The organism is Streptomyces echinatus (assembly GCF_014203595.1).
Taxonomy (GTDB): Bacteria; Actinomycetota; Actinomycetes; order Streptomycetales; family Streptomycetaceae; genus Streptomyces; species Streptomyces echinatus.
This window is the reverse complement of the sequence record NZ_JACHJK010000018.1, coordinates 144,846-170,689: the sequence shown is the minus strand read 5'-3', so window position 1 is coordinate 170,689 and position 25,844 is coordinate 144,846. Positions and strand designations below refer to the sequence as shown.

Genomic DNA, 25,844 nt, shown 5'->3' with positions numbered 1-25,844 from the left:
ACTCTGAGGTTCCGTTGCTGGTCAGGGCCTCGTCGGCGAGGCTTTCGTGGTGTCTGATCACTTCAGCGATGATGAAGTTCAGGAACTTCTCGGCGAACGCGGGATCGAGCTTGGCGTTCTCGGCGAGGCGGCGCAGCCGGTCGATCTGCCGGGCCTCCCGGCCGGGGTCGGCGGGCGGCAGCTGGTGCAGCGCCTTGAGGCGGCCGACCTGCTGGGTGGCCTTGAAGCGCTCGGCGAGCATGTGGACGACGGCCGCGTCGATGTTGTCGATGCTGTCGCGCAGCCGTTCCAGTTCCTGACGGACCTCGGGGTCCACGGCACCGGTGCCGGTGTTGCTGGTGGTCATGGGGGTCAACCCTATGTGCTGGACCGGCCCGGCCCTACGGGGCGTCCGGGGAGTGGATCATCGGTGGGTCGCCGGGGTCCGGGACGCGGTCGCTCCAGCCGCCGGGGACGGCGCGGCCCTGCTGGGCGCGGAACCGTACGGGGGCGAGGCCGACGCGGCGGGTGAACAGCCGGGAGAAGTAGGCGGGGTCGTCGTAGCCGACGCGGCGGGCGACGGCCGCGACGGGCAGTTCGGTGGTGGCGAGGAGTTCCTTGGCGCGGCCGAGGCGGATGCCGAGCAGGTAGTCCTTGGGGCTGCATCCGGCGGCGCGGCGGACGGCGCCGCGCAGCTCGGCCGTGGTCATGCCGTGCCGGGCGGCGTGGTCGGCGACGCTCATCGGCGCGCAGGCGTCACGGGCCAGGGCCGCGAGGACCTGGTCGCCGTCGGGGGCGAGGTCGGCGCGGGCGCGGCGCAGGGCGACGAGGAGTTCGTGGACGGCGGCGCCGGTCTCCACCTCCAGCAGGGGGTTGCCGCGGCGGGCGGCGCGGGCGATGCGGGTGATGACGGCGCGGGGGCCGGAGGCGTCGGAGAGGGGGACGACGGGCCGGTCGGGTTCGATGTAGCCGAGTTCGCGGTAGGCCGTGGTGGCGGGTCCGGCGAAGTCGACGAAGCCCTCGTCCCAGCCGGTGTCCGGGTCGGGCGCGTAGTGGTGGGGCACGCCGGGGGTGAGCCACAGCAGGGCGGGCGCGGTGACGGTGGTACGGCGGCCGTCGGCGCCCCGGTACCAGCCGCCGCCCGAGCTGATCACCACGGCCACGTGGTGGTCGAGCGTGCGTGGGCCGACGGTGGGCAGCGCGCCGTGCTGCAGGCCGACGCCCAGACAGACCAGGCCGAGGCGGTGGTGGGCGGGGGCGGGGCTGAAGAACCGCATCCAGGTCCGGTACATCGGCGCTCCTCCCGGTGCCGGCGGGTCCCCGCGGATTCGGTGCCGGCGGGCTCCCGCGGATTCGGTGTCCGCGGACGCTCACGGACCGTGCCCGCGATTTCTCACGGACTCTCACGGGCCGTGCCCGCGGGCTCTCGGGGGCCGGGCCCGCGGACTTTTGTCCAAGCAGCGCCGATCTTCGTCCATGGCGCTGATCACCGGAAGGGATGAGGGTGGGCGGCATGAGCGAGTTCACGGTGGGGGAAGCGGACTTCCTGCTGGACGGGCGGCCGGTACGGCTGTTGTCCGGGGCGCTGCACTACTTCCGGGTGCACGAGGGCCATTGGCGGCACCGGCTGGCGATGCTGCGGGCGATGGGCCTGAACTGCGTGGAGACCTACGTGCCGTGGAACCTGCACCGGCCGGTGCCGGGCGCCCACCGGGACGTGCGGGCGCTCGGCCGGTTCCTGGACGCGGTGGGGGAGGCGGGCCTGTGGGCGATCGTGCGGCCGGGCCCCTACATCTGCGCCGAGTGGGAGAACGGCGGTCTGCCGCCCTGGGTGACGGGTGAGCCGGGCACGCGCGCGCGTACGCGGGACGAGCGTTATCTGTCCCATGTACGGCGCTGGTTCCGTCATCTGGCGCGGGAGATCGTGCCCCGGCAGATCGATCGGGACGGCCCGGTGATCCTGGTGCAGGTCGAGAACGAGTACGGCAGCTACGGCAGCGACACCGGCTATCTGGAGCGGCTGGCCGGTCTGCTGCGCGCCCAGGGCGTCACGGCCGCGCTGTTCACCTCGGACGGCCCCGAGGACCACATGCTGACCGGCGGCTCGCTGCCCGGCGTGCTCGCCACGGTGAACTTCGGCTCCCACGCGCGCGAGGCGTTCGCCACGCTGCGCCGGCACCGCCCCACGGGCCCGCTGATGTGCATGGAGTTCTGGTGCGGCTGGTTCGGCCACTGGGGCGGCGAGCACGCCGTGCGGGACCCCGGGGAGGCCGCGGGCGTGCTGCGGGAGATCCTGGAGTGCGGGGCGTCGGTGAACCTCTACATGGCGCACGGCGGCACGAGTTTCGACGGCTGGGCGGGCGCCAATCGGGGCGGCGCTCTGCACGAGGGTCCGCTGGAGCCGGACGTGACGTCGTACGACTACGACGCGCCCGTGGACGAGTACGGCCGCCCGACGGAGAAGTTCTGGCGCTTCCGCGAGGTGCTGGCGGAGTACCACGCCGGTCCCCTGCCCCAACCGCCGCAGCGGCCCGCGCCGCTGGGCCGGCCGGCGGAGGTGACCCTCGACGGCTGGTCCTCCCTCGGGGACGTCCTTCGGACGCTGGGCGGCGAGGAGACGGTGGCACCGGTGCCGCCCACCTTCGAGGAACTGAGCGTCACCCGGGGCCTGGTGCGCTACGAGGTGGACGTGCCTGGGCCCCGGCAGCCGTATCCGCTGACTGTGCGCGGGCTGCGGGACCTGGCGGTGGTGTACGTCGACGGCGAGCGGGCCGGGGTGCTCACCGAGGAGGAGCCCCGGCTGAAGGAGCCCGTCGCGGGTCCCGCGTGCGTGGAGCTGTGGGTGGAGTCCCTCGGAAGGGTGAACTACGGGCCGCGCTTCGGCGAGGCCAAGGGGATCACCGGCGGCATCCTGCACGAGCGGCAGTATCTGCACGGGGTACGCGCGCGTGGGCTGGACCTGGACGCCTTCGCCGGCGGTGTGGCGGCGGTGCCGTACGGCGCGCCGCCCGGGGAGGGCGTCGCGGGGCTGTACCGGGGCGGTGTCACGGTCCGCGGGGCCGGGGACGCGCGGCTGGAGCTGCCCGGCTGGACCCGTGGCTTCGTCTGGGTCAACGGGTTCGGCCTGGGCCGCTACTGGTCGGTGGGCCCGCAGCGGTCCCTGTACGTGCCCGGGCCGGTGCTGCGGGAGGGGGAGAACGAGGTGTGGGTGCTGGAGCTGCAGGGGGTGGATCCGGACCGGCCGGCGCCCCGGCTGCTGCCCGTGTGACCGGCGGCCCGCCGCGCCTACAGTGGAGGCCGGGCGGAGTTCCGGCGTCTTTGGGGGTGCCGAGGTGGCGAACGGCGGACCGGTCGAGCACGGGTACCCGCACCTGGAGACGGTGCGGGCCGCCGTCACCGCGTTGTACCGGCGTCTGTCCCGGGACACCATCGAGACGTTCTCGGCCAGCGTCGCCCCCGCCGACGTGGCCTTCTGCGACACCGATGACCTGCATCTGGGTGCGCAGCGCGTGGCCCGGGAGATCGTGCGGCACTTCCGGCTGCCGGACGCGCGGCTGATCGTCGGCTTCCGGGAGATGACCCACGCGGCGAACGTCGAACTGACGGCGGGCCCGGAGTACTTCGTGGAACTGAACGACCGTTTCCGCACCCATCGCGGGGACATCGGCGCAGCGCTCGCCCACGAGGTGGCGCACGTCTATCTGCACCGCCTGGGCCTGTCGTTCCCGACGACGGCGGAGAACGAGATCCTGACGGACACCACGACGGCCTACCTGGGCGCGGGCTGGCTGCTGCTGGACGCCTACCGGGAGGACGCGGTCTCCTCGCAGAAGCTCGGCTATCTCACCCCGGAGGAGTTCGGTTACGTCCTGGCCAAGCGGGCCCTGCTGCTGGGGGAGGACCCTTCCGTGTGGTTCACCAGCCCGCAGGCGTACACCGCCTACGTCAAGGGGCTGGCCCGGGCCCGCCAGGACGGGCAGCAGCCGCCGCTGACCGGGGCGGGCTGGGCGGGCCGCCGCCGCTACGCGCACGACCGCCGGCACGCCGCCACCGCCCCGTCGGCGGTCCCCTACGCGTTCACCCCGGATCCCGCCGGCCGGCTGCGGGTCTCGTTTCCCTGCCCGACCTGCCACCAGCGGATCAGGGTGCCGGTGCGGGGGCGGGTCAGGGCGCGGTGCGGGTTGTGCCGGACCGTACTGGAGTGCGACACGTAGTCCGCCGGACACGGGCGGGGCCGCACGGTCACCACCGGGGCCGCACGTCCACCCCCGGGGCCGTACGGTCACCTCGGGCCCGCTCGTGCGGATCATGTCGGCTCGCGGGCCCTGGCACCGCTCCCCCGCTGCCGGCTTCGCCCGAGGGGGACGTGCCCGCACCGCCGTGTCGTCGCCGGTCGTGGTGGCGCCGCGGTGGCGTCATGTGCCGTGGACCCGCCCCGGCGGCTCGGCCGCGGCGAGCAGTTCGCGGGTCGCCTCGCCCGCCTCGGCGGGTGTCCAGCGGGCGCCCTTGTCGGTGGTGGGGCCGGGGCGCCAGCCCTCCATGACGGTGATCCGGCCGCCGTCGGCCTCGAACACCCGGCCGGTCACCTCCGCGCTCCCGGCCGAGCCGAGCCAGACCACGAGCGGGGAGACGTTCTCCGGTGCCATGGCGTCGAAACCGGCGGCCGGGGCCGCCATGGCCGTGGCGAAGGCGCGCTCCGTCATGCGGGTCCGGGCGGCCGGTGCCACCGCGTTGACCTGGACGCCGTAGCGGGCCAGTTCGGCGGCCGCGACGAGCGTGAGGCCGACGATCCCGGCCTTGGCGGCGCTGTAGTTGCCCTGTCCGACCGAGCCCAGCAGGCCGGCTCCGCTGCTGGTGTTCACGACCCGGGCCACCGGGACGCGTCCCGCCTTGGCCTCGGCGCGCCAGTGCGCGGCGGCGTGCCGCATCGGCAGGAAGTGGCCCTTGAGATGGACCCGGATCACCGCGTCCCAGTCGTCCTCGCCGAGGTTGACCAGCATGCGGTCGCGCAGGAAACCGGCGTTGTTCACCAGGGTGTCGAGGCGGCCGTACGTGTCGAGGGCGGTCCGTATCAGGGAGGCGGCGCCGTCGGCCGTGGCGATGTCCCCGCCGTGCGCCACCGCCTCGCCGCCCGCGGCGCGGATCTCCGCCACGACGGCGTCCGCGGGGCTCGCTCCGGCCGGCGCCCCGTCCAGTGCGACGCCGAGATCGTTGACGACCAGCCGGGCGCCCTCGGCCGCGAAGGCGAGGGCGTGCGCGCGGCCGAGTCCGCGGCCGGCCCCGGTGACGACGACGACCCGGCCGGTGCAGATTCCGCTCATCTCAGCTCTCCTTGCCGGCGGTCGGGGTGTCCGGGACGTCGGGGCCGGCGGTCGCGGCGTCCAGGAAGGCGGGCCGTTCCCCGCCGCCGTGCACGTGCAGGCTCGCCCCGCTGATGTAGGCGGCGGCGTCGGAGGCGAGGAAGACGGCGGCGGCTCCGACGTCGGCGGGGAGGGCCAGCCGGCCCAGCGGGACGGTGCGGGAGACGGCGGCGACGCCGTCGGGGCCGCCGTAGTGGAGGTGGGACGAGTCGGTGTGGACCATGCCGGCCACGAGGGTGTTGACCCGGATCTCCGGCGCCCATTCCACGGCCATCGAGGAGGCCAGGCTGGCGAGTCCCGCCTTGGCCGCGCCATAGGCGGCCGAACCGGGCGAGGGGCGGCCGCCGCTGACGCTGCCGACCATCAGGATCGAGCCCCTGCTGCGCCTGAGGTGTTCGTAGGCGGCGAGGGACGCGGTCAGCGGGGTGATCAGGTTCAGTTCGATGACCTTGGCGTGCCGCTCGGCGCCCGCGTCGGCGAGGCGCCGGAAGGGGGTGCCGCCGGCGTTGTTGACGAGGACGTCCAGCCGGGGCAGTCCGGCGAAGAAGGCCCGGACGGCGGGCGGGTCGCGCAGGTCCAGCGGGGTGAACTCAACGCCGGCGAGCGGGTGTTCGGGGGGTCTGCGGGCGCAGGCGAGGACGCGGGCGCCCGCCTCGGCGAAGGCCCGGGCGATGCCGGCGCCCACTCCCCGGGTGCCTCCGGTGACCACGACGGTGCTGCCGCGCAGTGAGTTGTCCACAGGCCCTCCCGCTTGTCCGTGCCGACTGCTAGCTTCGAACCCTCGCACCTAACAAATGTTTGGTGGAAAGGTAGCTGATGCGCCCATGGGTGTCTCCCGTTCGTCCCCGGAAAAGGGGATTTCCGTGGTCACCGTCGACTATCCGCCGGTCAACGCGCTGCCGGTGCGCGGCTGGTTCGCCCTGGCCGACGCCGTGCGCGAGGCCGGCCGGGACCCGGAGGTGCGGTGCGTGGTGCTGGCCGCCGAGGGGCGGGGGTTCAACGCGGGCGTGGACATCAAGGAGATACAGGCAACCGGGCGGCAGGCCCTGATCGACGCCAACCAGGGCTGCGCGGAGGCCTTCGCCGCGGTCTACGAGTGCGAGACGCCCGTCGTCGCGGCCGTGCAGGGCTTCTGCCTGGGCGGCGGGATCGGCCTGGTGGGCAACGCGGACGCGGTGGTGGCGAGCGAGGACGCCGCCTTCGGGCTGCCCGAGCTGGACCGGGGCGCGCTGGGCGCCGCGACCCATCTGGCCCGGCTGGTCCCCCAGCACCTGATGCGCACCATGTACTACACGGGACGCACCGCGAGCGCCGCCGAGCTGCACGGGCACGGCTCGGTCTGGCGTATGGTGCCGCGCGCGCAGCTGCCGGGGGCGGCACGGGAGCTGGCCCGTGAGATCGCCGCCAAGGACGGCAGGCTGCTGCGCATGGCCAAGTCCGCCCTCAACGGCATCGATCCGGTCGATGTGCGCCGCAGCTACCGCTTCGAGCAGGGCTTCACCTTCGAGGCCAATCTGAGCGGACTGGCCGACCGGGTCCGCGACACGTTCGGGAAGGAGGAGGTGTAGATGGGCGACAAGACGATGACCGCCGAGGAGGTGGTCTCCCGGCTGGCCTCCGGCATGACCCTGGGCATCGGCGGCTGGGGCTCCCGCCGCAAGCCGATGGCGCTGGTCCGGGCGCTGCTGCGGTCCGGCATCGGCGATCTCACCGTCGTCTCGTACGGCGGTCCGGACGTCGGCATGCTGGCCGCCGCCGGCCGGATCCGCAAGCTGGTCACCGCCTTCGTCACCCTGGACTCCGTCCCGCTCGAACCGCACTACCGGGCGGCACGCGAGCGTGGCGGCTTCGAGCTGACGGAGGTCGACGAGGGGATGTTCCAGTGGGGGCTGCGCGCGGCGGCGCAGCGGCTGCCCTTCCTGCCGGTGCGGGCGGGGATCGGCTCGGACGTCATGCGGGTGAACCCGGAGCTGCGCACGGTGACGTCGCCGTACGCGGACGGGGAGACGTTCACGGCCATGCCCGCGCTGCGGCTGGACGCGGCGCTCGTGCACGTCAACCGGGCCGACCGGCTGGGCAACGGACAGTGTCTGGGTCCGGACCCGTACTTCGACGACCTGTTCTGCGAGGCGGCGGACGCGGCCTACGTCTCCTGCGAACGGATCGTGGACACCGCCGAGCTGACGAAGGCGGCCGCCCCGCAGTCGCTGCTGCTCAAGCGGCTCGCGGTGACCGGGGTGGTGGAGGCGCCGGAGGGCGCGCACTTCACGTCCTGCGCACCGGAGTACGGCAGGGACGAGGAGTTCCAGCGGCTGTACACGGCCACGCCCTGGCCGGAGTTCACCGGCCGCTTCCTCGGCGGGGACGAGGCGGGCTACCGGACGGCGGTCCGGGAATGGCGGAAGGGGCGGGAGCGATGAGGGCCGGTCGCGCCGAGTACTGCGTGATCGCCTGCGCCGAGGCCTGGCGCGGGGCGGGGGAGATCCTGGCCAGCCCGATGGGCCTCATCCCCTCGCTGGGCGCGCGGCTGGCCCGGCTCACCTTCGCGCCGGACCTGCTGCTGACGGACGGCGAGGCCCTGCTGGTCCGCCCGGACGGCACCCCGGAGGGCTGGCTGCCCTACCGGCAGCACCTGGAGCTGGTGGCGGGCGGGCGGCGGCACGTGATGATGGGCGCGAGCCAGCTCGACCGGTACGGCAACCAGAACATCTCCTGCATCGGCGACTGGGAGCGCCCCCGCAGACAGCTGCTCGGGGTCCGCGGGGCTCCGCTGAACACACTGAACAACCCGACGAGTTACTGGGTTCCGAGACACTCCCGGCGGGTGTTCGTGGAGCGGGTGGACCTGGTGTGCGGGGTGGGGTACGACCGGGCGGCCGGGCTGGGCGCCGCGGCGCGCTTCCACCGCATCGTCCGGGTCGTCACCGACCTCGGTGTGCTCGACTTCGCGACCCCGGACCACTCCATGCGGCTGGTCTCGGTGCATCCGGGGGTGAGCGTGGAGCAGGTGCGGGAGGCGACGGGGTTCCCGCTGGCCGTGCCGGACGAGGTGCCGTGCACCAGGGAGCCCGGGGCGGCGGAGCTGCGGCTGATCCGTGAGGTGCTGGACCCGGACGGGGCGCGCTCGCGCGAGGTGCCGGAGGGGGCAGGGGGATGATGGAGACCGCGCTGACCCGGCTGGTCGGGGTCCGCCATCCGGTCGTGCAGACGGGGATGGGGTGGGTGGCCGGACCGCGTCTGGTCTCGGCGGTGGCGGAGGCCGGCGCCCTCGGCATCCTGGCCTCGGCGACGATGACACGCGAGCGGCTGCGCGACGCGATACGGGAGGTGCGGTCCCGTACCGGGGCGCCGTTCGGGGTGAATCTCCGGGCCGACGCGGGCGATGCGGCGGACCGGGTGCGGATCCTGCTGGAGGAGGGCGTCCGGGTGGCCTCCTTCGCCCTGGCGCCTTCCCCCGAGCTGATCGCCGAACTGAAGGCCGGGGGCGTGGTGGTGATCCCGTCCGTCGGCGCCCGGCGGCATGCCGAGAAGGTGGCGGCCTGGGGCGCGGACGCGGTGATCGTGCAGGGCGGCGAGGGGGGCGGGCACACCGGTGAGGTGGCGACGAGCGTGCTGCTGCCGCAGGTGGTGGACGCGGTGCGGATACCGGTGGTGGCGGCGGGCGGCTTCTTCGACGGGCGGGGCCTGGTGGCGGCGCTGGCGTACGGGGCGGCCGGGGTGGCGATGGGCACGCGGTTCCTCCTCACCTCCGACTCGACGGTGCCGGACGCGGTGAAGGCCCGGTATCTGGCGGCAACGGTCCGGGACGTCACCGTGACGCGGGCGGTGGACGGGCTGCCGCACCGGATGCTGCGTTCGGAGCTGGTGGACGCGCTGGAGCGGTCGGGCCGCGTACGGGCGTTCGGCCGCGCGGTCCGGGAGGCGGCCCGCTTCCGGCGGCTGTCCGGGCTCGGCCGGCGGCAGCTGATCCGCGACGGCCTGGCCCTCAGACACGCCAAGGAGCTGTCCTGGAGTCAGGTGCTGCTCGCCGCGAACACGCCGATGCTGCTGAGGTCGGCGATGGTGGACGGGCGTACGGACCTCGGCGTGATGGCGGCCGGGCAGGTCGCCGGGGTGATCGACGACCTGCCGTCGTGCGCGGAGCTGGTGGAGCGGGTGATGGCGCAGGCCGGGGAGGTCATCGGTGCGCTGCGGGCGGGGGGTGCTCCGATGCGCTCCTGAGCCCCGGGGTTCGCGTCGGCGGTCCGGGCGGCCCCCTCGGCGCGCGGGTTCGGGGGCGGTGTCCCGGGCTGTCCTCAGAGCCGTTCGACGATGGTCACGTTGGCCTGGCCGCCGCCCTCGCACATCGTCTGGAGGCCGTACCGGCCGCCGGTGCGTTCCAGTTCGTGCAGCAGGGTCGTCATCAGCCGGGCGCCGGTCGCGCCGAGCGGGTGGCCGAGGGCGATCGCGCCGCCGTTGACGTTGACCTTGCCGGGGTCGGCGCCGGTCTCCTTCAGCCAGGCGAGGACGACCGGCGCGAAGGCCTCGTTGATCTCGACCAGGTCGATGGCGTCGAGGGTCAGGCCGGTCTTCCTCAGGGCGTGCGCGGTGGCCGGGATGGGGGCAGAGAGCATGCGGATGGGGTCCTCGCCGCGCGCGGAGAGGTGGTGGACGCGGGCGCGGGGGCGCAGCCCGTGGTCCCGTACCGCCCGCTCGGAGGCGAGCAGCAGGGCGGCGGCCCCGTCGGAGACCTGGGAGGAGCAGGCGGCGGTGACGGTGCCGCCGTCGAGGACGGGCTTGAGCGCGGCCATCTTCTCCGGGGAGGTGTCCCGGCGGGGGCCCTCGTCGACGGTGACCTTGCCGCAGGGGACGGTCTCGCGGTCGAAGCGGCCGGTGTCGATCGCCCGGATCGCCCGCCGGTGCGAGCGCAGTGCGAACTCCTCCTGTTCCTCGCGGCCGATGCCCCACCGGGCGGCGATCATCTCGGCGCCGGAGAACTGGTTGACGGGCTGGTCGCCGTAGCGGGCGCGCCAGCCGGTGCTGCCGAGGAAGGGGCCGTCGGTCAGGCCGAGGGGGACGGCGGCCTGCCGGGAGGCGAAGGCGATGGGGACCTGGGACATGTTCTGCACGCCGCCCGCGACCACCAGGTCCTGGGTGCCGGAGAGCACGGCCTGCGCGGCGAAGTGCACGGCCTGCTGGGAGGAGCCGCACTGGCGGTCGACGGTGACGCCGGGCACCTCCTCGGGGAGGCCCGCGGCCAGCCAGCAGGTGCGGGCGATGTCCCCGGCCTGCGGCCCCACCGTGTCCAGGCAGCCGAAGACCACGTCCTCCACGGCGGCCGGGTCGATCCCGGAGCGCTCCATCAGCTCTTTCAGCACGTGCGCGCCCAGGTCGGCCGGGTGGACCGCGCTGAGTCCTCCCCCGCGCCGTCCGACGGGCGTGCGGACCGCTTCGACGATGTAGGCCTCGGCCATGGCAACTCCCTCACAGGAAAGGGCTATGCGCGTACGGCGATCCCGTCCAGCACCATCGACAGGTACTGCCGGGCGATCTCCTCGGGGCTGTGCCGGCCGCCGGGCCGGTACCAGGAGGCGGCGACCCACACGGTGTCCCGTACGAACCGGTAGGTGAGCCGTATGTCCAGGTCCGCGCGGAAGACCCGGTCGGCGACCCCGCGTTCCAGTGTGCTGAGCCACGCCTCCTCGAACCGGCGCTGGGACTCGGCGAGGAAGGCGAACCGGTCCTGGGCGACGAGCTGTCTGCTCTCCTTCTGGTAGATCGCGACGGCGGCGCGGTGCCGGTCGATCTCCCGGAAGGACTCGGTGACCAGGGCCTCCAGCGTCTCGCGGGGCCCGAGTCCGGAGGCGAGGACGGTGTCGTAGCCGTCCCACAGCTCGTCGAGGAAGGTCCGCAGGATCTCCTCGAGCATCGACTCCTTGGAGTCGAAGTGGTAGTAGAGGCTGCCCGCGAGCATCCCGGCGTGGTCGGCGATCCTGCGGACGGTGGTGGCGTTGTAGCCATGCTCGGCGAAGACCTCGGCAGCGGTGCTGAGGAGCTCGCCGCGCCGGGCCGCTGCCGCGGTCACCTGGGGCTTCTTCTTGGTCGGCACGCACCCATTGTGGTCTGCTCCGGTCCTCACGGGTGCCGGCTGCTGACGGCGACGACCTCGCCGGTCATGTAGGAGGAGTAGCCGGAGGCGAGGAAGACGATCACGTTGGCCACCTCCCAGGGCAGCGCGGACCGCCCGAAGGCCTCCCGCTCGGTCAGCTCGGCGAGCAGGCCGGCGGAGGTGACCTTCTCCAGGTGGGGGTGGGTCACCAGGCTGGGGGCGACCGCGTTGATGCGTACGCCGAACGCGGCGGCCTCGATCGCCGCGCACCGGGTCAGCGCCATCACACCGGCCTTGGCGGCGGCGTAGTGGGCCTGTCCGGCCTGGGCGCGCCAGCCGACGACGGAGGCGTTGTTCACGATCACCCCGCCGCCGGTCCCGCGCATGGCGCGCAGGGCGGCCCGGGTGCAGCGGAAGGTGCCGTTCAGGGTGACGTCCAGGACGCGGGTCCACTGTTCGTCCGTCATGTCGACGAGGGTGGAAGTGCCGCCGAGGCCGGCGTTGTTGACGACGATGTCCAGCCGTCCGTGCGTGGCCGCGGCCGCGTCGAACAGCGCCCGCACCTGGGTCTCGTCGGTGACGTCGCACGGCACCGCGGTGACCGCGCCGGGGAACTCCCGCCCCAGTGCGGCCTCGTGCTCCTTCAGCCGGCGCGGGTGGGCGTCGCTGATCAGCACCCGTGCGCCCTCTTCCAGGAGGCGGCGCGCGGTGGCTCCGCCGATGCCGGTGCCGGCCGCCGCGGTGACGACGGCGGTGCGCCCGCGCAGCAGTCCGTGCCCGGGGACGTAGGCCGGGCTCTCGACGTCTGTCATGCGACCACGCTAACCTACCAAACACTTGTTAGGGAAGGACGGTGACGTCACCGTGGACCTGACCCACTCCCCGGCCGACGAGCAGTTCCGCACGCGGGCCCGGGCCTGGCTGGACGCGCATGTGCCGCGCACACCGCTGCCGTCCCTGGAGACGGCGGAGGGCTTCGCGGCCCACCGTGCGTGGGAGGCGGAACTGGCCGCGGACCGCTGGTCGGTGGTGTCCTGGCCGGAGCGGTACGGCGGCCGGGACGCGGGGCTCGTCGGCCGGCTGGTCTTCGAGGAGGAGTACTGGGCGGCGGGCGCGCCGGGCCGGGTCGGCCAGAACGGCGTCAGCCTGCTCGCGCCGACCCTCTTCGCGTACGGCACGCCGGAGCAACGCGCGCGCGTGCTGCCGCCGATGGCCACCGGCGAGGTGGTGTGGGCGCAGGCGTGGTCGGAGCCGGAGGCGGGCTCGGACCTCGCCGCGCTCTCCTCCCGGGCGGTGCGGACGGACGGCGGCTGGCTGCTCGACGGGCAGAAGACCTGGTCGTCCAGGGCAGCCTTCGCGGACCGCGCCTTCGGGCTGTTCCGCAGCGACCCCGGCGCCCCCAGGCCGCACCAGGGGCTCACGTACCTGATGTTCGACCTGCGGGCACCCGGTGTGACCGTCCGCCCGATCGGCCGGCTGGACGGCAAGCCGGCCTTCGCGGAGCTGTTCCTGGACGACGTGTTCGTCCCGGACGAGGACGTGATCGGCGAGCCGGGGCAGGGCTGGCGGATCGCGATGTCCACGGCGGCCGACGAACGCGGGCTGACCCTGCGCTCCCCGGGCCGCTTCCTGGCCTCGGCCGCGCGGCTGCGGGACCTGTGGCGGGACCGGGGATCACCGGGGCACGCCCGCGCCGGGGTGGCGGACGCCCTGATCGCGGCCCGCGCCTACCAGCTGTTCACCTATGCCGCCGCCGCCCGGGTGCAGGAGGGCGACCGGCTCGGCCCGGAGTCCAGCATGAACAAGGTGTTCTGGTCCGAGCTGGACCTCGCCCTGCACGAGACGGCGCTCGACCTGCTGGGCTTGGAGGGCGAACTGGCCGACGGCGCCTGGGCCGAGGGATACGTCTTCTCCCTCGCCGGGCCCATCTACGCGGGCACGAACGAGATCCAGCGCGACATCATCGCCGAGCGGCTGCTCGGCCTGCCGAAGGGACGCCGCTGATGCGCTTCCTCCTCGACGCCGACCAGCGCGCCTTCGCCGCCTCGCTGCACGCGATGCTGACCGCCGCGGACACCCCGGCGGTGGTCCGGGACTGGAGCCGCGGCGACCACACGAGCGGGCGCGCGCTGTGGTCGCGGATCGCCGAGGCCGGGGTGTTCGGCCTCGCGGTGCCGGAGGAGTACGGCGGGCTGGGGCCGCATCCGGTGGAACTGGCGGTGGCCTTCGTGGAGCTGGGGCGGCACGCGGTGCCCGGTCCGCTCGCGGAGACGGTCGGGGCGGCCGTGCTCCTCGGCGGTCCCCCGCTGGCGGGGCGCTTCCTGCCCGGCCTGGCGGCCGGGAAGGACGTGGCGACGGTGGCGGCGCCCGGCGGTCACGCCGTCGACGGCGACGCGGCCTCCCTGCGCCTGGCCCCGGCGCCCGACGGCCTGTACCTGTCCACGGCGGCCCCCGGACCGGTGCGCCGCTCGCTGGATCCCGCCCGCCGGCTGACCCCGCTCGCCCCCGGCGGCGAACTCCTCGCCCCGGCCGCGCCGTACGACCGGGCGCTCACCTGGATTCGGCTGGCCACCGCCGCCCAGGCCCTCGGCGTCGGACTGGCCCTGCTGGACCGCACCGTCGCCCACGTACGGCAGCGCACCCAGTTCGGGGTTCCCGTCGGCTCCTTCCAGGCGGTCAAGCACCGCCTGGCCGACGCGAAGACGGCCCTGGAGTTCGCCCGCCCGCTGCTCTTCGGAGCGGCGGTGTCCCTGCGCCCGGCGGAGGTGGCCGCGGCCAAGCTCACGGCGTGCGAGGCGGCGTACCGTACGGCCCGTACGGCACTGCACCTGCACGGCGCGATCGGGTACACGGCGGAGTACGGCCTGTCCCTGTGGCTGACCAGGGCACGGGCGCTGCACTCGGCGTGGGGGACGCCGGAGGAGTGCCGGGAGCTGGTGCTGACGGAGGGGCTCTAGGGGGCGGCCGGCACCGGGCCAGGGAGGCGACTCGCCCTCACCGGGGAACAGTTCGAGCGGCCGGCGGGCTGCACCCCGGCCGCACGGCCCGACCGCCGGGCCGGGGTCAGAAGGGCCGTACGATCCCCAGGGCCCGCGCGGCCGACAGCCACTTGGGGAACTCGCCGACGAGCCGGTCGTACAGTTCGGCGTCGGAGACCTGCCGGGGGTCCCGGCCCGCGTGGAAGAACCCCGCGTTGTCCACGGCCCGCTTGCCGGGCACCGCCAGCTCGTCCAGTTTCCGCAGGAACTCGAACTGCCGGCTGCCCGGATCTCCGAACCCGACGAACTGCCAGAACAGCGGCAGCCGGGCGGCCTTGCACAGATAGCGCTCGGCGGCGAGCTTGTTGATCGGGCCGCCGTCGGTCTGGAAGACGACCAGGGCGGGGGCGGTGGCCCCGCTGTCCAGGTAGTGGTCGATGACGGCGTCCATCGCCAGGTGGTAGCTGGTCCTGCCCATGTGGCCGAGACCCGCCGCGATCCGCTCGATCCGGCCCCGGTGCCCGGCGAGGGCGATGTCGGTGACCGCGTCGACGTCCGTGGAGAAGAACACCACGGGCACGCGCCCGTCGTCGTCCAGGTGCGCCGACAGCCCCAGGACCCGGTCGGCGAGGGCCTGCACGCTGCCGTCCTGGTAGTAGGGCTTCATCGAGCCCGAGTAGTCGACGACGAGGTAGACGGCGGCGCGCACTCCGTCCAGGCCGTGCTTGGTGAGCGACACCCCGGCCGACCGGTAGGCGCCGACGAGGGCGGGCGCGGTCTCCTCCACCTTGCGCAGACTGATCGCGGCCATGGCTCCCCCTCGGCGTGCGGACATGCGACGACGCCTGCCCGGGTCCGGTCGGGGACGGGGCAGGCGTCGTCAGTGTTCCGTACGCCGTTGTACGGGACGTTCTCGGGGTGCCGTCAGACCGCCAGGGCGCGGTCCGTGGGGCGGATCGGGGCCGGCAGATCGCTGGCACCGGTCAGGTGGCGGTCGACTCCGCGGGCGGCCGAGCGGCCCTCCGCGATCGCCCACACGATGAGGGACTGGCCGCGGCCGGCGTCACCGGCGACGAACACACCCGGCACGTTGGTCTGGAAGTCTGCGTCGCGGGCGATGTTACCGCGCTCGTCGAGGTCCAGACCAAACTGCTCCACCAGGCCGTTCTCCCGGTCGGTGCCGGTGAAGCCCATCGCGAGGGTCACCAGCTGCGCCGGGATCTTGCGCTCGGTGCCCGGCTTCGAGGTCAGCTTGCCGTCGACGAACTCCACCTCGGCCAGGTGCAGCCACTGGACGTTGCCGTCCTCGTCGCCCTCGAAGTGGGTGGTGGAGGCGGAGTAGATCCGCTCGCCGCCCTCCTCGTGGGCCGAGGTGACCTTGTAGAGGACCGGGAAGGTCGGCCAGGGCTGGCCGGTCGCGTGCCGCTCGTCGTTCGGGCGGGGCATGATCTCCAGCTGGGTGACGGAGGCCGCGCCCTGCCGGTGGGCGGTGCCCACGCAGTCGGCGCCGGTGTCGCCGCCGCCGATGACGACGACGTGCTTGCCCTCGGCCGAGATCGGCGTGGTGACGTAGTCGCCCTCCTGGACCTTGTTCGCCAGGGGCAGGTACTCCATCGCCTGGTAGACGCCCTTGAGCTCGCGGCCGGGCACCGGCAGGTCGCGGGCGGTCGTGGCGCCGGCGGCGATCACGATCGCGTCGTACCGCTTCTTCAGGTCGCGGGCGTTGAGGTCGCGGCCGATCTCCACACCGGTGCGGAAGCGGGTGCCCTCCGCGCGCATCTGCTCGATACGGCGGTTGATGTGCCGCTTCTCCATCTTGAACTCGGGGATGCCGTACCGGAGGAGGCCTCCGACGCGGTCCGCGCGCTCGTAGACGGCGACCGTGTGGCCGGCCCGGGTCAGCTGCTGGGCGGCGGCGAGGCCCGCCGGGCCCGAACCGATGACGGCGACGGTCTTGCCGGACAGGCGCTCGGGGATCTGCGGGGCGACGTCCCCGGTCTCCCACGCCTTGTCGATGATCGAGACCTCGACGTTCTTGATGGTGACCGGCGGCTGGTTGATGCCCAGCACGCACGCCGACTCGCAGGGGGCCGGGCAGAGGCGGCCGGTGAACTCCGGGAAGTTGTTGGTCGCGTGCAGGCGCTCCTGGGCCGCGGCCCAGTCCTCGCGGTAGGCGTAGTCGTTCCACTCGGGGATCAGGTTCCCCAGCGGACAGCCGTTGTGGCAGAACGGGATGCCGCAGTCCATGCAGCGGCTGGCCTGCTTGCTGATGATCGGCAGCAGGGAGCCGGGGACGTAGACCTCGTTCCAGTCCTTGACGCGCTCACCGACGGGACGGGTCTTGGCGACCTCACGGCCGTGGTTCAGGAAGCCCTTCGGGTCAGCCATTGATCGCCGCCTCCATCATCTTCTCGGTGATCTCGGTCTCGGTCAGACCGGCTCGCTCGGCGGCGTCCTTGGCGGCGAGCACTGCCTTGTACGTGCTGGGGATGATCTTGCTGAACCGCTCCGCGGCCGTGTCCCAGTCGGCGAGCAGCTTCTCGGCGACGGTCGAGCCGGTCTCCTCGGCGTGGCGGCGCACCACGTCGTGCAGCCACTGCCTGTCCGTGTCGTCCAGCGCCTCGACGGAGCCGGCGTTGCCGGCGTTGACGTTGTCGCGGTCGAGGTCGATGACGTAGGCGACGCCGCCGGACATGCCCGCCGCGAAGTTGCGGCCGGTCGGGCCGAGGACGACGGCGTGACCGCCGGTCATGTACTCGCAGCCGTGGTCGCCCACGCCCTCGGAGACGACCAGGGCACCCGAGTTGCGGACGCAGAACCGCTCGCCGGTACGGCCGCGCAGGAACATCTCGCCGCCGGTGGCGCCGTAGCCGATGGTGTTGCCCGCGATGGTCGAGTACTCGGCGAGGTGGTCGGCGGCCCGGTCCGGGCGGACGACGATCCGGCCGCCGGAGAGGCCTTTGCCGACGTAGTCGTTGGCGTCGCCCTCCAGGCGCAGCGTGACGCCGCGCGGCAGGAACGCGCCGAAGGACTGGCCGGCGGAGCCGGTGAAGGTGATGTCGACGGTGTCGTCGGGCAGGCCCGCGCCGCCGAACTTCTTCGTCACCTCGTGGCCGAGCATGGTGCCGACCGTGCGGTTGATGTTGCGGATGGCGACCTGGGCGCGCACCGGCTGGGCCTCGGTCGCGTCGTTCGCGGCGAGGGCGTCGGCGGCGAGCTTGATCAGCTCGTTGTCCAGGGCCTTCTCCAGGCCGTGGTCCTGCTCGACCAGCTGGTGGCGCACCGCGCCCTCCGGCAGCTCGGGCACGTGGAACAGCGGCGCCAGGTCCAGGCCCTGCGCCTTCCAGTGGTCGACCGCGCGCTCGACGTCCAGGGCCTCGGCGTGGCCGACGGCCTCCTCGATGGAGCGGAAGCCCAGCTCGGCGAGGATCTCGCGGACCTCTTCGGCGATGAACCGGAAGAAGTTCACGACGTACTCGGCCTGGCCGGCGAAGCGGTCGCGCAGGATCGGGTTCTGGGTGGCGATGCCGACCGGGCAGGTGTCCAGGTGGCAGACGCGCATCATGACGCAGCCGGAGACGACGAGCGGGGCGGTCGCGAAACCGAACTCCTCGGCGCCGAGCAGCGCGGCGATGACCACGTCACGGCCGGTCTTCAGCTGGCCGTCGGTCTGCACGACGATGCGGTCGCGCAGGCCGTTGAGCAGCAGGGTCTGCTGGGTCTCGGCGAGGCCCAGCTCCCAGGGTCCGCCCGCGTGCTTCAGCGAGGTCAGCGGGGAGGCGCCGGTGCCGCCGTCGTGGCCGGAGATGAGGACGACGTCCGCGTGTGCCTTGGACACACCGGCCGCGACCGTGCCGACGCCGACCTCGGAGACCAGCTTCACGTGAATCCGCGCCTGCGGGTTCGCGTTCTTCAGGTCGTGGATCAGCTGGGCCAGATCCTCGATGGAGTAGATGTCGTGGTGCGGCGGCGGGGAGATCAGGCCCACGCCCGGTGTCGAGTGACGCGTCTTGGCGACCCACGGGTAGACCTTGTGGCCGGGCAGCTGGCCGCCCTCGCCGGGCTTGGCGCCCTGGGCCATCTTGATCTGGATGTCGTCCGCGTTGACCAGGTACTCCGAGGTCACACCGAAGCGGCCGGAGGCGACCTGCTTGATGGCGGAGCGGCGCGCCGGGTCGTACAGGCGGTCCGGGTCCTCGCCGCCCTCACCGGTGTTGGACTTGCCGCCCAGCTGGTTCATGGCGATGGCGAGGGTCTCGTGCGCCTCCTTGGAGATGGAGCCGTACGACATGGCGCCGGTGGAGAAGCGCTTGACGATCTCGCTGACCGGCTCGACCTCGTCGACGGAGATCGGCTGCCGGTCGGACTTGAAGCCGAACAGGCCGCGCAGCGTCATCAGGCGCTCGGACTGCTCGTTCACGCGGTCCGTGTACTTCTTGAAGATGTCGAAGCGGCCGGTGCGCGTGGAGTGCTGGAGGCGGAAGACCGTCTCCGGGTCGAACAGGTGCGGCTCGCCCTCGCGGCGCCACTGGTACTCGCCGCCGATCTCCAGCGCGCGGTGCGCCGGGGCGATGCCGGAGGCCGGGTACGCCTTGGCGTGGCGGGCGGCGACCTCCTCGGCGATGACGTCGATGCCGACGCCGCCGATCTTGGTGGCGGTGCCGTTGAAGTACTTCTCCACGAAGGCCTCGTCCAGGCCGACGGCCTCGAAGACCTGGGCGCCGCGGTAGGAGGCGACGGTGGAGATGCCCATCTTGGACATGACCTTCAGGACGCCCTTGCCGAGGGCGTAGATCAGGTTGCGGATGGCCTGCTCGGCCTCGATGTCCGACAGGAAGGTGCCCGCGCGGACCAGGTCCTCGACGGACTCCATCGCCAGGTACGGGTTCACGGCCGCGGCGCCGAAGCCGATCAGCAGCGCGACGTGGTGGACCTCGCGGACGTCGCCGGCCTCGACCAGCAGGCCCACGTGGGTGCGCTGCTTGGTGCGGATGAGGTGGTGGTGGACGGCCGCGGTGAGCAGCAGCGACGGGATCGGCGCGTGCTCGGCGTCCGAGTGCCGGTCCGACAGGACGATCAGGCGGGCGCCGTTCTCGATGGCCGCGTCGGCCTCGGCGCAGATCTCCTCGATGCGCGCGGCGAGCGTGTCACCGCCGCCGGAGACCCGGTACAGGCCGGAGAGGGTCGCGGCCTTGAAGCCGGGCATGTCGCCGTCGGCGTTGATGTGGATGAGCTTGGCCAGCTCGTCGTTGTCGATGACCGGGAAGGGCAGGGTCACCGAGCGGCACGAGGCGGCCGTGGGCTCCAGCAGGTTGCCCTCCGGGCCCAGCGACGAGCGCAGGGAGGTGACCAGTTCCTCGCGGATCGCGTCCAGCGGCGGGTTGGTGACCTGTGCGAACAGCTGGGTGAAGTAGTCGAAGAGCAGCCGCGGGCGCTCGGACAGGGCCGCGATCGGGCTGTCGGTGCCCATGGAGCCGATCGGCTCGGCGGCGCTGCGGGCCATCGGCGCGAGGATGACGCGCAGCTCCTCCTCGGTGTAGCCGAAGGTCTGCTGGCGGCGGGTGACCGAGGCGTGGGTGTGGACGATGTGCTCGCGCTCGGGCAGGTCGCCCAGCTCGATCTCGCCGGCCTCCAGCCACTCGGCGTACGGCTGCTCGGCGGCGAGGGACGCCTTGATCTCGTCGTCCTCGATGATGCGGTGCTCGGCGGTGTCGACGAGGAACATCTTGCCGGGCTGCAGGCGGCCCTTGCGGACGACCTTGGCCGGGTCGATGTCCAGGACGCCGACCTCGGAGCCGAGGACCACGAGGCCTTCGTCGGTGACCCAGTAGCGGCCGGGGCGCAGACCGTTGCGGTCGAGCACGGCGCCGACCTGGGTGCCGTCGGTGAAGGTGACGCAGGCGGGGCCGTCCCAGGGCTCCATCATCGTGGAGTGGAACTGGTAGAAGGCGCGCCGGGCCGGGTCCATGGAGTCGTGGTTCTCCCACGCCTCCGGGATCATCATCAGCACCGAGTGCGGCAGCGAGCGGCCGCCCAGGTGCAGCAGCTCCAGCACCTCGTCGAAGGAGGCGGAGTCGGAGGCGTCCGGCGTACAGACCGGGAAGACGCGGTCCAGGTTCCGGTCGCCGAAGAGGTCGGAGACCAGCTGCGACTCACGGGCGCGCATCCAGTTGCGGTTGCCCTTGACGGTGTTGATCTCACCGTTGTGCGCGACGAAGCGGTAGGGGTGCGCGAGCGGCCACGACGGGAAGGTGTTCGTGGAGAAGCGCGAGTGGACGAGCGCGACGGCCGAGGCGAAGCGGCGGTCGGAGAGGTCCGGGAAGAAGGGCTCCAGCTGGCCGGTGGTCAGCATGCCCTTGTAGACGATCGTGCGCGCGGAGAGCGACGGGAAGTAGACACCGGCCTCGCGCTCGGCGCGCTTGCGCAGCGTGAACGCCTTGCGGTCCAGGGCGATGCCCTCGCTGGCGCCGTCGGCCACGAAGACCTGCCGGAAGACCGGCATGGTCGAGCGGGCGGTGGCACCCAGCAGCTCGGGGGCGACCGGGACCTCGCGCCAGCCGAGGACGGTCAGCCCCTCCTCGCCGGCGATCGTCTCGATACGTGAGACGGCGTCCTCGGTCCCGTCCCCCGGCAGGAACGCGATACCTACCGCGTAGGCACCGGCCGCGGGAAGGTCGAATCCGGCCACTTCACGGAGGAAGGCGTCCGGCACCTGGGAGAGGATTCCCGCGCCGTCGCCCGAGTCGGGCTCAGAGCCGGTGGCACCGCGGTGCTCCAGGTTGCGAAGAACGGTGAGCGCCTGTTCGACCAGGGTGTGGGACGCCTCGCCGGTAAGGGTGGCGACGAAACCGACGCCGCACGCGTCGTGTTCGTTGCGGGGGTCGTACATACCCTGTGCAGCAGGGCGAGCATCCATGAACGACCAGTTCTGGCCATTCGAGGAATGCTGGGACGGCTGGCGCGGCGTACGCATCGGCTCTCCCGTCGTCGTCATGAGGCATGTGGCAAGTGCCGAGGGACGACGTTGGCCCTCTGCGTGAGATCAAAATTTCGTGCAGATTACATGATGGGGCGGTTTCCGGGAACCGGATAGGCCGTTCCAACATGCGGACGCCGCGGTCGCGGCCGAGGTGCATGCGGACGCGGCGAGTGCCGTTCGGTTGCGGCAGTGTCGCCGTGCGGTTACGGCGGGGTGCCGTGCGGTGACGGCGGTGGTGCCGCCCGGTGGCGGCGGGGGTGCCGCGCGAGGGCGGCGGGTGCCGCGCGGGCGGCCAGACGTGTGCGGGGACCGGCGCGGACAGGATCGGTCGGATCGGCGTCCGGCGGCCCGAAGGGGCCGGGGAGGGCGTCATCGCCCACCCCGCAGGGGTGCAGCAGGCGTCATTGCCCACGGTGCTTACGGCTCATGCCCCGTGGTCGAGCACTCGAAACCAACGGGTAACGGGTACTTATGCGGCCCATCGCATAGGTACCGGTCGCCTATCCTACGGCCGTTCCGAACAGGCTGCCCAGGGCGTACGTCACACCGGCCGCCGCACCACCGAGCGCGAGCTGCCGCAGGCCGCTGAACCACCAGCTGCGCGCGGTCACCTTGGCCACCACGGCACCGCACCCGAAGAGCCCGGCGAGCGCGAGCAGCACGGCGGGCCACAGCACGGTCGCGCCGAGCAGGTACGGCAGCAGGGGCAGCAGGGCGCCGAGGGCGAAGGACCCGAAGGACGACACGGCCGCGACCAGGGGAGAGGGCAGGTCGCCGGGGTCTATGCCCAGCTCCTCGCGGGCGTGTATCTCCAGGGCCTGCTCAGGATCCTTCGACAGCTGCCGGGCGACCTGCCGGGCCAGATCCGGCTCGACCCCGCGGGCCACGTACAGCTCGGCCAGCTCGTTCTCCTCGTCCTGCGGGTGCTTGCGCAGCTCACGACGCTCGACGTCGAGTTCAGCCTCGACCAGCTCCCGCTGCGAGGCGACGGAGGTGTACTCGCCCGCGGCCATCGAGAAGGCACCGGCGGCCAGGCCGGCGAGACCGGTGATGACGATGGTCTGCTGGCTCACCGACCCGCCGGCCACGCCCGTCATCAGGGCGAGGTTGGAGACCAGGCCGTCCATCGCGCCGAAGACGGCGGGACGCAGCCAGCCGCCGTTGACGTCGCGGTGCGTGTGGTTGTCACGGTGCGCCACATGCAGCGCGGCCTCGGTCTCGATGATGGCCATGACGGGTCCCCCAGGGAAGCTTAGCCAAAGCTAACTTTGGACGAGTTCTACTTTTCGACAACACAGAACCTACTCGCGTGATTCCCTCTTCGCCAGCAAGGAAAGGCTGGGCTAACCTGCGCTTTTGCTGGTGAGTGCTCAGGTGTGCGAATGCTGGCTCAGATGCCGAGCGGGTGACAGAGACGCGCTCCCGGCTCGTCCGGACGCCACCCGTGGGACACATCCGCAAAGGGTCCCGTGCGACCCCGCCGAAGGAGGCCGTCCATGGCATCGATCGCCCGCACTCCCCCGGTCCCGGCGCCCGGGGACGCCGCCGGACCGCGCGAGCGGGCCCGCGGGGCGCTGCTCGGTCTGGCCGTGGGCGACGCGCTGGGAGCACCCGCGGAGAACCTCAGGCCCTCCGAGATCCGCGCCCGCTGGGGCCGCATCACGGGCTACGTCACCGACGAGCCGTGCGGCACGGACGACACCGAGTACGCGATCTTCTCCGGACTGCTGCTGGCCCGGCACGGCTCGGCGCTCACCCCGGCACATGTGGAGGCGGCCTGGCACGAGTGGATCGCCGACCGGGCCGAGGGCCCCTTCCGCGGGGCGGGCTTCAGTGAGCGCGGCACCCTGGAGAACCTGCGCCGGGGTCTTGCCGCCCCCATCTCGGCCCAGCACCGGCACGCCTGGAGCGACGGCCTGGCGATGCGGGCGGCCCCCTTCGGCGTCTTCGCCGCCGGGCGCCCGGCCGAGGCGGCCCGTCTGGTGGCCGTCGACGGCTCGGTCAGCCACGACGGCGAGGGCATCTACGGCGGTCAGGCCGTCGCGGCCGGGGTCGCGGCGGCGATGACCGGCGCCCCCGTTCCGGTGGTGATCGCCGCCGCCCTCGCCGTCGTCCCGGACGACTCCTGGACGGCCCGGTCGCTGCGGCGCGCGGTGGCGGTCGCCCATCACGGCGAGCGCGCGGTCCGCTCCGCCGTCGTCATCGGCGGCTACCCCTGGACCGATCTGGCGCCCGAGGCGGTGGCCCTCGCGTTCGGCGCGTACGCGGCGGCCGACGGCGACTTCCGGGAGGCGGTGCTGACGGCCGTCAACATGGGCCGCGACGCGGACACGACGGCGGCGGTGGCGGGCGCCCTGTCCGGCGCGACCCAGGGTCTCGCCGCGATCCCCACGGCCTGGGCGACGGCCATCGGTCCCGTACGGGGGCGATGCCTGCCCTCCATGGCGGGCCACCACGTCCTGGAGGTGGCGGACCTGCTGGTGAGCCGGGAGGCCGGGGAGCCGGCGGACGCGGGGCCGGCCAGCGGGGTGCGGGTGATCGTGGAAGCGAGGGTGATCGGGGAAGGGCCGGTGATCGGGGAAAGGAGAGTGGTGGAGGAGGCGGCGACCGTCGCGGAGGCTGTGGTGCTCCGAGCAGCGGGGAGTGCCGAGCGGGTACGAGCCGTTCCGGTGGCGCCTGCCGCGGAGATGGCCACGACGGCGTCGGCGGCGACCGTCGTCCAGGCAGAGTCCCACCCGATGGCGGAGACCGCCGCCGAAGCGGAGATCGTCCCCATGCCGGGGGCTGCCACCGAAGCAGAGGTCGTCCCCGTGCCAGGCACCGCCACCGAAGCAGAGTTCATCGCCACGCCAGGGGCTGCCATCGGGGCGGAGCCGATCCTCGCGGCAGGGAGTGTCGGCGAGGCACTCGCGCTGGAGGCGGACGTGGTGGTGCTGGCCGGAATGCTGCCGGATCCGGCACGGAACGCACCCCCGGCGGCAGCGCTCCAGCCGGCCGCTCCCCTCCCACCCCCGGCGGCAGCGCTCCAGCCGGCCGCTCCCCTCCCACCCCCGGCCGCAGCGCTCCAGCCGGCCGCTCCCCTCCCACCCCCACCGGCCGCCGCCCCGCCCGCCGAGCGGACCCCTCCCTCCGCCACCCGTGCCACCGGCCCGGTCCCCTTCCCACCGGCCCTCAGTCCGCCCCCCGAGCCCCCCGAGCCCGCCTCACCCCCTGCCCCGGCGGGCCGGACGCCCGAGCCGGACGGCGAGTGGGCGGGGGGCCCGGCGGAGCGCACCGACAGGAGCCGGAGTCCCTTGGTGGGAGCCGGGAATGCCGGGCAGGCGGACAGTGAGGGTCCGTCATGACGACGCGCCGTATCGAGGGCCTCCTCCTCGGCCTCGCCGCGGGAGACGCCGCCGGCTGGCCCGCCGCCCGGCACCGCGCCGCCCGCATGCCCGAGTGGACCCGCCGCCTCACCCGGGAACTGGACACCTTCGCCGAACAGAACGCCACCACCACCCTCCCGGTGCCGATCGCCCTCAACCAGCCCCCCGAGCCCCTCCGCCTCGGCCCCTCCGACGACGCCGAGTGGGCGGTGTTCGCCGCGGAGGCGGTCCTGCGGGCCGGCGACGCCGACGTCCTCGGTGACCTCAGCCGGGAGCGCCGTACCCGCGCCGCCATCGACCTCACCTGGACCGCCGTGGCCGCGGAGGTCGCCGCCGCGGCGGACCGCGCACCCGAGATCGAGTCCGCCGTCCTGCCTTTGCGCGCCCGTATCTCCGTCCGCGCCGGCCTCGGCAACCTCGCCACCGGCCTGCGCCCGCCCGCCACCGGCCACGACAATCCGCACTACTTCGACGACGCGGCCTGCGTCCGCGCCTGCGTGCTCGCCGTGGCCCACCCCGGCGATCCGCAACAGGCCGCCGCGCTCGCCGAGTTCGACGCCCGCTACACCCAGGACGGCGACGGGGTGCACGGCGCCCGCGCCATGGCGGCGGCCCTCTCGCTCGCCCTCGCCGGCGCGGACACGGACGCCTGCGTCACGGCCGCGCTGGCCGAACTCCCGGCGGACACGGAGATCGGCCGCAACACCCGCCACGCGCTCGCCCTGGCCGAGGACAGCGCGTCCGCGTTCGCCCTGATCCCCCTCCTCGAACACCAGATCGTCGACCACGTCTACAGCTACGGCATCGCCGCGGCCGAGACCGTCCCCGTCGCGCTCGCCCTGGCCACCGCCGCCCGGGGCCGAATCGCCGAGGCCGTACCGGCCGCCGCCTGTCTGTCCCGGGTCGCCGACTCCGCACCCGCCCTCGTGGGCGCGCTCACCGGCGCCCTCGGCGGCGGCCCCGCCATCCCGGACACCTGGCGGGAGGCCTGCCGCGTCCTGCCCGGCTGCACCCTGCCCCGTCTCACCGGCACCGACCTGGTGGAACTCGCCGGACTCCTGGAAGCCGCACAACCGGCCCGCCCGGGAGGATGAT

General features: G+C 73.4%; 21 protein-coding genes. 10 read left to right on the top strand and 11 right to left on the bottom strand.

What is annotated here, in order from left to right; all coding sequences use genetic code 11:
• Both FHS34_RS36315 and FHS34_RS36310 read right to left on the bottom strand, forming a co-directional pair.
• Nucleotides 1–346 (bottom strand): chorismate mutase (locus FHS34_RS36315; protein ID WP_184973646.1); only part of this gene is annotated, 346 nt, incomplete at its 3' end.
• A gap of 34 nt (nt 347–380) precedes the next feature.
• Nucleotides 381–1,271: a helix-turn-helix domain-containing protein gene (locus FHS34_RS36310; protein WP_184973644.1), complete on the bottom strand. Its 891-nt coding sequence runs from the start codon at nt 1,269–1,271 to the stop codon at nt 381–383.
• Between the two features lie 221 nt (nt 1,272–1,492).
• Here FHS34_RS36310 and FHS34_RS36305 point away from each other — a divergent pair, with 221 nt between their 5' ends.
• Together FHS34_RS36305 and FHS34_RS36300 are read left to right on the top strand one after the other, a co-directional pair.
• Complete coding sequence (locus tag FHS34_RS36305; protein WP_184973642.1) at nt 1,493–3,247, top strand: glycoside hydrolase family 35 protein; 1,755 nt, start codon at nt 1,493–1,495, stop codon at nt 3,245–3,247.
• A 64-nt stretch (nt 3,248–3,311) separates the two neighbouring features.
• Entirely contained in the window at nt 3,312–4,193 is an 882-nt protein-coding gene (locus FHS34_RS36300; protein WP_184973640.1) for a hypothetical protein, read from the top strand.
• Nucleotides 4,194–4,394: 201 nt separating this feature from the next.
• On the opposite strand, the gene FHS34_RS36295 is transcribed toward FHS34_RS36300, so the two are convergent.
• Nucleotides 4,395–5,300 (bottom strand): SDR family oxidoreductase, encoded by a 906-nt coding sequence (locus FHS34_RS36295; RefSeq protein ID WP_184973638.1) that lies wholly within the window; start codon nt 5,298–5,300, stop codon nt 4,395–4,397.
• Nucleotide 5,301: 1 nt separating this feature from the next.
• A complete protein-coding gene (locus FHS34_RS36290; protein ID WP_225817739.1) occupies nt 5,302–6,078 on the bottom strand; it encodes an SDR family oxidoreductase in 777 nt (258 codons plus the stop codon).
• Between the two features lie 85 nt (nt 6,079–6,163).
• On the opposite strand from FHS34_RS36290, the gene FHS34_RS36285 reads away from it, so the two are divergent.
• The 4 genes from FHS34_RS36285 to FHS34_RS36270 are packed head-to-tail and all read left to right on the top strand — an operon-like array spanning nt 6,164 to nt 9,560.
• Nucleotides 6,164–6,907, top strand: coding sequence for an enoyl-CoA hydratase family protein (locus FHS34_RS36285; RefSeq protein WP_184973636.1), 744 nt, complete (start codon nt 6,164–6,166; stop codon nt 6,905–6,907).
• Nucleotides 6,908–7,759: a CoA transferase subunit A gene (locus FHS34_RS36280; RefSeq protein WP_184973634.1), complete on the top strand. Its 852-nt coding sequence runs from the start codon at nt 6,908–6,910 to the stop codon at nt 7,757–7,759. It abuts the gene before it with no gap.
• The gene (locus FHS34_RS36275) at nt 7,756–8,496 is read left to right on the top strand and encodes a CoA-transferase subunit beta (protein WP_184973632.1); all 741 of its coding nucleotides are present in this window, start codon (nt 7,756–7,758) and stop codon (nt 8,494–8,496) included. Before FHS34_RS36280 ends, FHS34_RS36275 begins: the two co-directional genes overlap by 4 nt.
• Entirely contained in the window at nt 8,496–9,560 is a 1,065-nt protein-coding gene (locus tag FHS34_RS36270; RefSeq protein ID WP_184973659.1) for an NAD(P)H-dependent flavin oxidoreductase, read from the top strand. The genes FHS34_RS36275 and FHS34_RS36270 overlap by 1 nt, the downstream gene beginning before the upstream one ends.
• Nucleotides 9,561–9,634: 74 nt before the next feature.
• On the opposite strand, the gene FHS34_RS36265 is transcribed toward FHS34_RS36270, so the two are convergent.
• The 3 genes from FHS34_RS36265 to FHS34_RS36255 are packed head-to-tail and all read right to left on the bottom strand — an operon-like array spanning nt 9,635 to nt 12,239.
• Nucleotides 9,635–10,792, bottom strand: a complete 1,158-nt coding sequence (locus tag FHS34_RS36265) for an acetyl-CoA C-acetyltransferase (protein ID WP_184973629.1) — start codon at nt 10,790–10,792, stop codon at nt 9,635–9,637.
• Between the two features lie 23 nt (nt 10,793–10,815).
• Nucleotides 10,816–11,427 carry a TetR/AcrR family transcriptional regulator gene (locus FHS34_RS36260; RefSeq protein ID WP_184973627.1) on the bottom strand — a complete coding sequence of 204 codons (612 nt, stop codon included), beginning with the start codon at nt 11,425–11,427 and terminating at the stop codon, nt 10,816–10,818.
• Between the two features lie 26 nt (nt 11,428–11,453).
• Nucleotides 11,454–12,239 (bottom strand): SDR family oxidoreductase, encoded by a 786-nt coding sequence (locus tag FHS34_RS36255; RefSeq protein ID WP_184973625.1) that lies wholly within the window; start codon nt 12,237–12,239, stop codon nt 11,454–11,456.
• A 52-nt stretch (nt 12,240–12,291) separates the two neighbouring features.
• Here FHS34_RS36255 and FHS34_RS36250 point away from each other — a divergent pair, with 52 nt between their 5' ends.
• Nucleotides 12,292–13,431, top strand: coding sequence for an acyl-CoA dehydrogenase family protein (locus tag FHS34_RS36250; RefSeq protein WP_184973657.1), 1,140 nt, complete (start codon nt 12,292–12,294; stop codon nt 13,429–13,431).
• Nucleotides 13,431–14,384: an acyl-CoA dehydrogenase family protein gene (locus tag FHS34_RS36245; protein WP_184973624.1), complete on the top strand. Its 954-nt coding sequence runs from the start codon at nt 13,431–13,433 to the stop codon at nt 14,382–14,384. The genes FHS34_RS36250 and FHS34_RS36245 overlap by 1 nt, the downstream gene beginning before the upstream one ends.
• Nucleotides 14,385–14,490: 106 nt before the next feature.
• On the opposite strand, the gene FHS34_RS36240 is transcribed toward FHS34_RS36245, so the two are convergent.
• The 4 genes from FHS34_RS36240 to FHS34_RS36225 form a co-directional block, all read right to left on the bottom strand.
• Nucleotides 14,491–15,216, bottom strand: coding sequence for a VWA domain-containing protein (locus tag FHS34_RS36240; RefSeq protein ID WP_184973621.1), 726 nt, complete (start codon nt 15,214–15,216; stop codon nt 14,491–14,493).
• Nucleotides 15,217–15,329: 113 nt separating this feature from the next.
• Entirely contained in the window at nt 15,330–16,793 is a 1,464-nt protein-coding gene (locus FHS34_RS36235; protein WP_184973619.1) for a glutamate synthase subunit beta, read from the bottom strand.
• Nucleotides 16,786–21,378: a glutamate synthase large subunit gene (gltB, locus tag FHS34_RS36230; RefSeq protein WP_184973617.1), complete on the bottom strand. Its 4,593-nt coding sequence runs from the start codon at nt 21,376–21,378 to the stop codon at nt 16,786–16,788. Before gltB ends, FHS34_RS36235 begins: the two co-directional genes overlap by 8 nt.
• A 506-nt stretch (nt 21,379–21,884) precedes the next feature.
• On the bottom strand, nt 21,885–22,616 hold the full coding sequence (locus FHS34_RS36225; protein ID WP_184973615.1) for a VIT1/CCC1 transporter family protein: 732 nt from the start codon (nt 22,614–22,616) through the stop codon (nt 21,885–21,887).
• Between the two features lie 264 nt (nt 22,617–22,880).
• Between FHS34_RS36225 and FHS34_RS36220 the strand changes: the two genes are divergently transcribed.
• The gene (locus tag FHS34_RS36220) at nt 22,881–24,728 is read left to right on the top strand and encodes an ADP-ribosylglycohydrolase family protein (protein WP_184973612.1); all 1,848 of its coding nucleotides are present in this window, start codon (nt 22,881–22,883) and stop codon (nt 24,726–24,728) included.
• The gene (locus tag FHS34_RS36215) at nt 24,725–25,843 is read left to right on the top strand and encodes an ADP-ribosylglycohydrolase family protein (RefSeq protein ID WP_184973610.1); all 1,119 of its coding nucleotides are present in this window, start codon (nt 24,725–24,727) and stop codon (nt 25,841–25,843) included. Before FHS34_RS36220 ends, FHS34_RS36215 begins: the two co-directional genes overlap by 4 nt.
• Nucleotide 25,844: the final 1 nt, after the last annotated feature.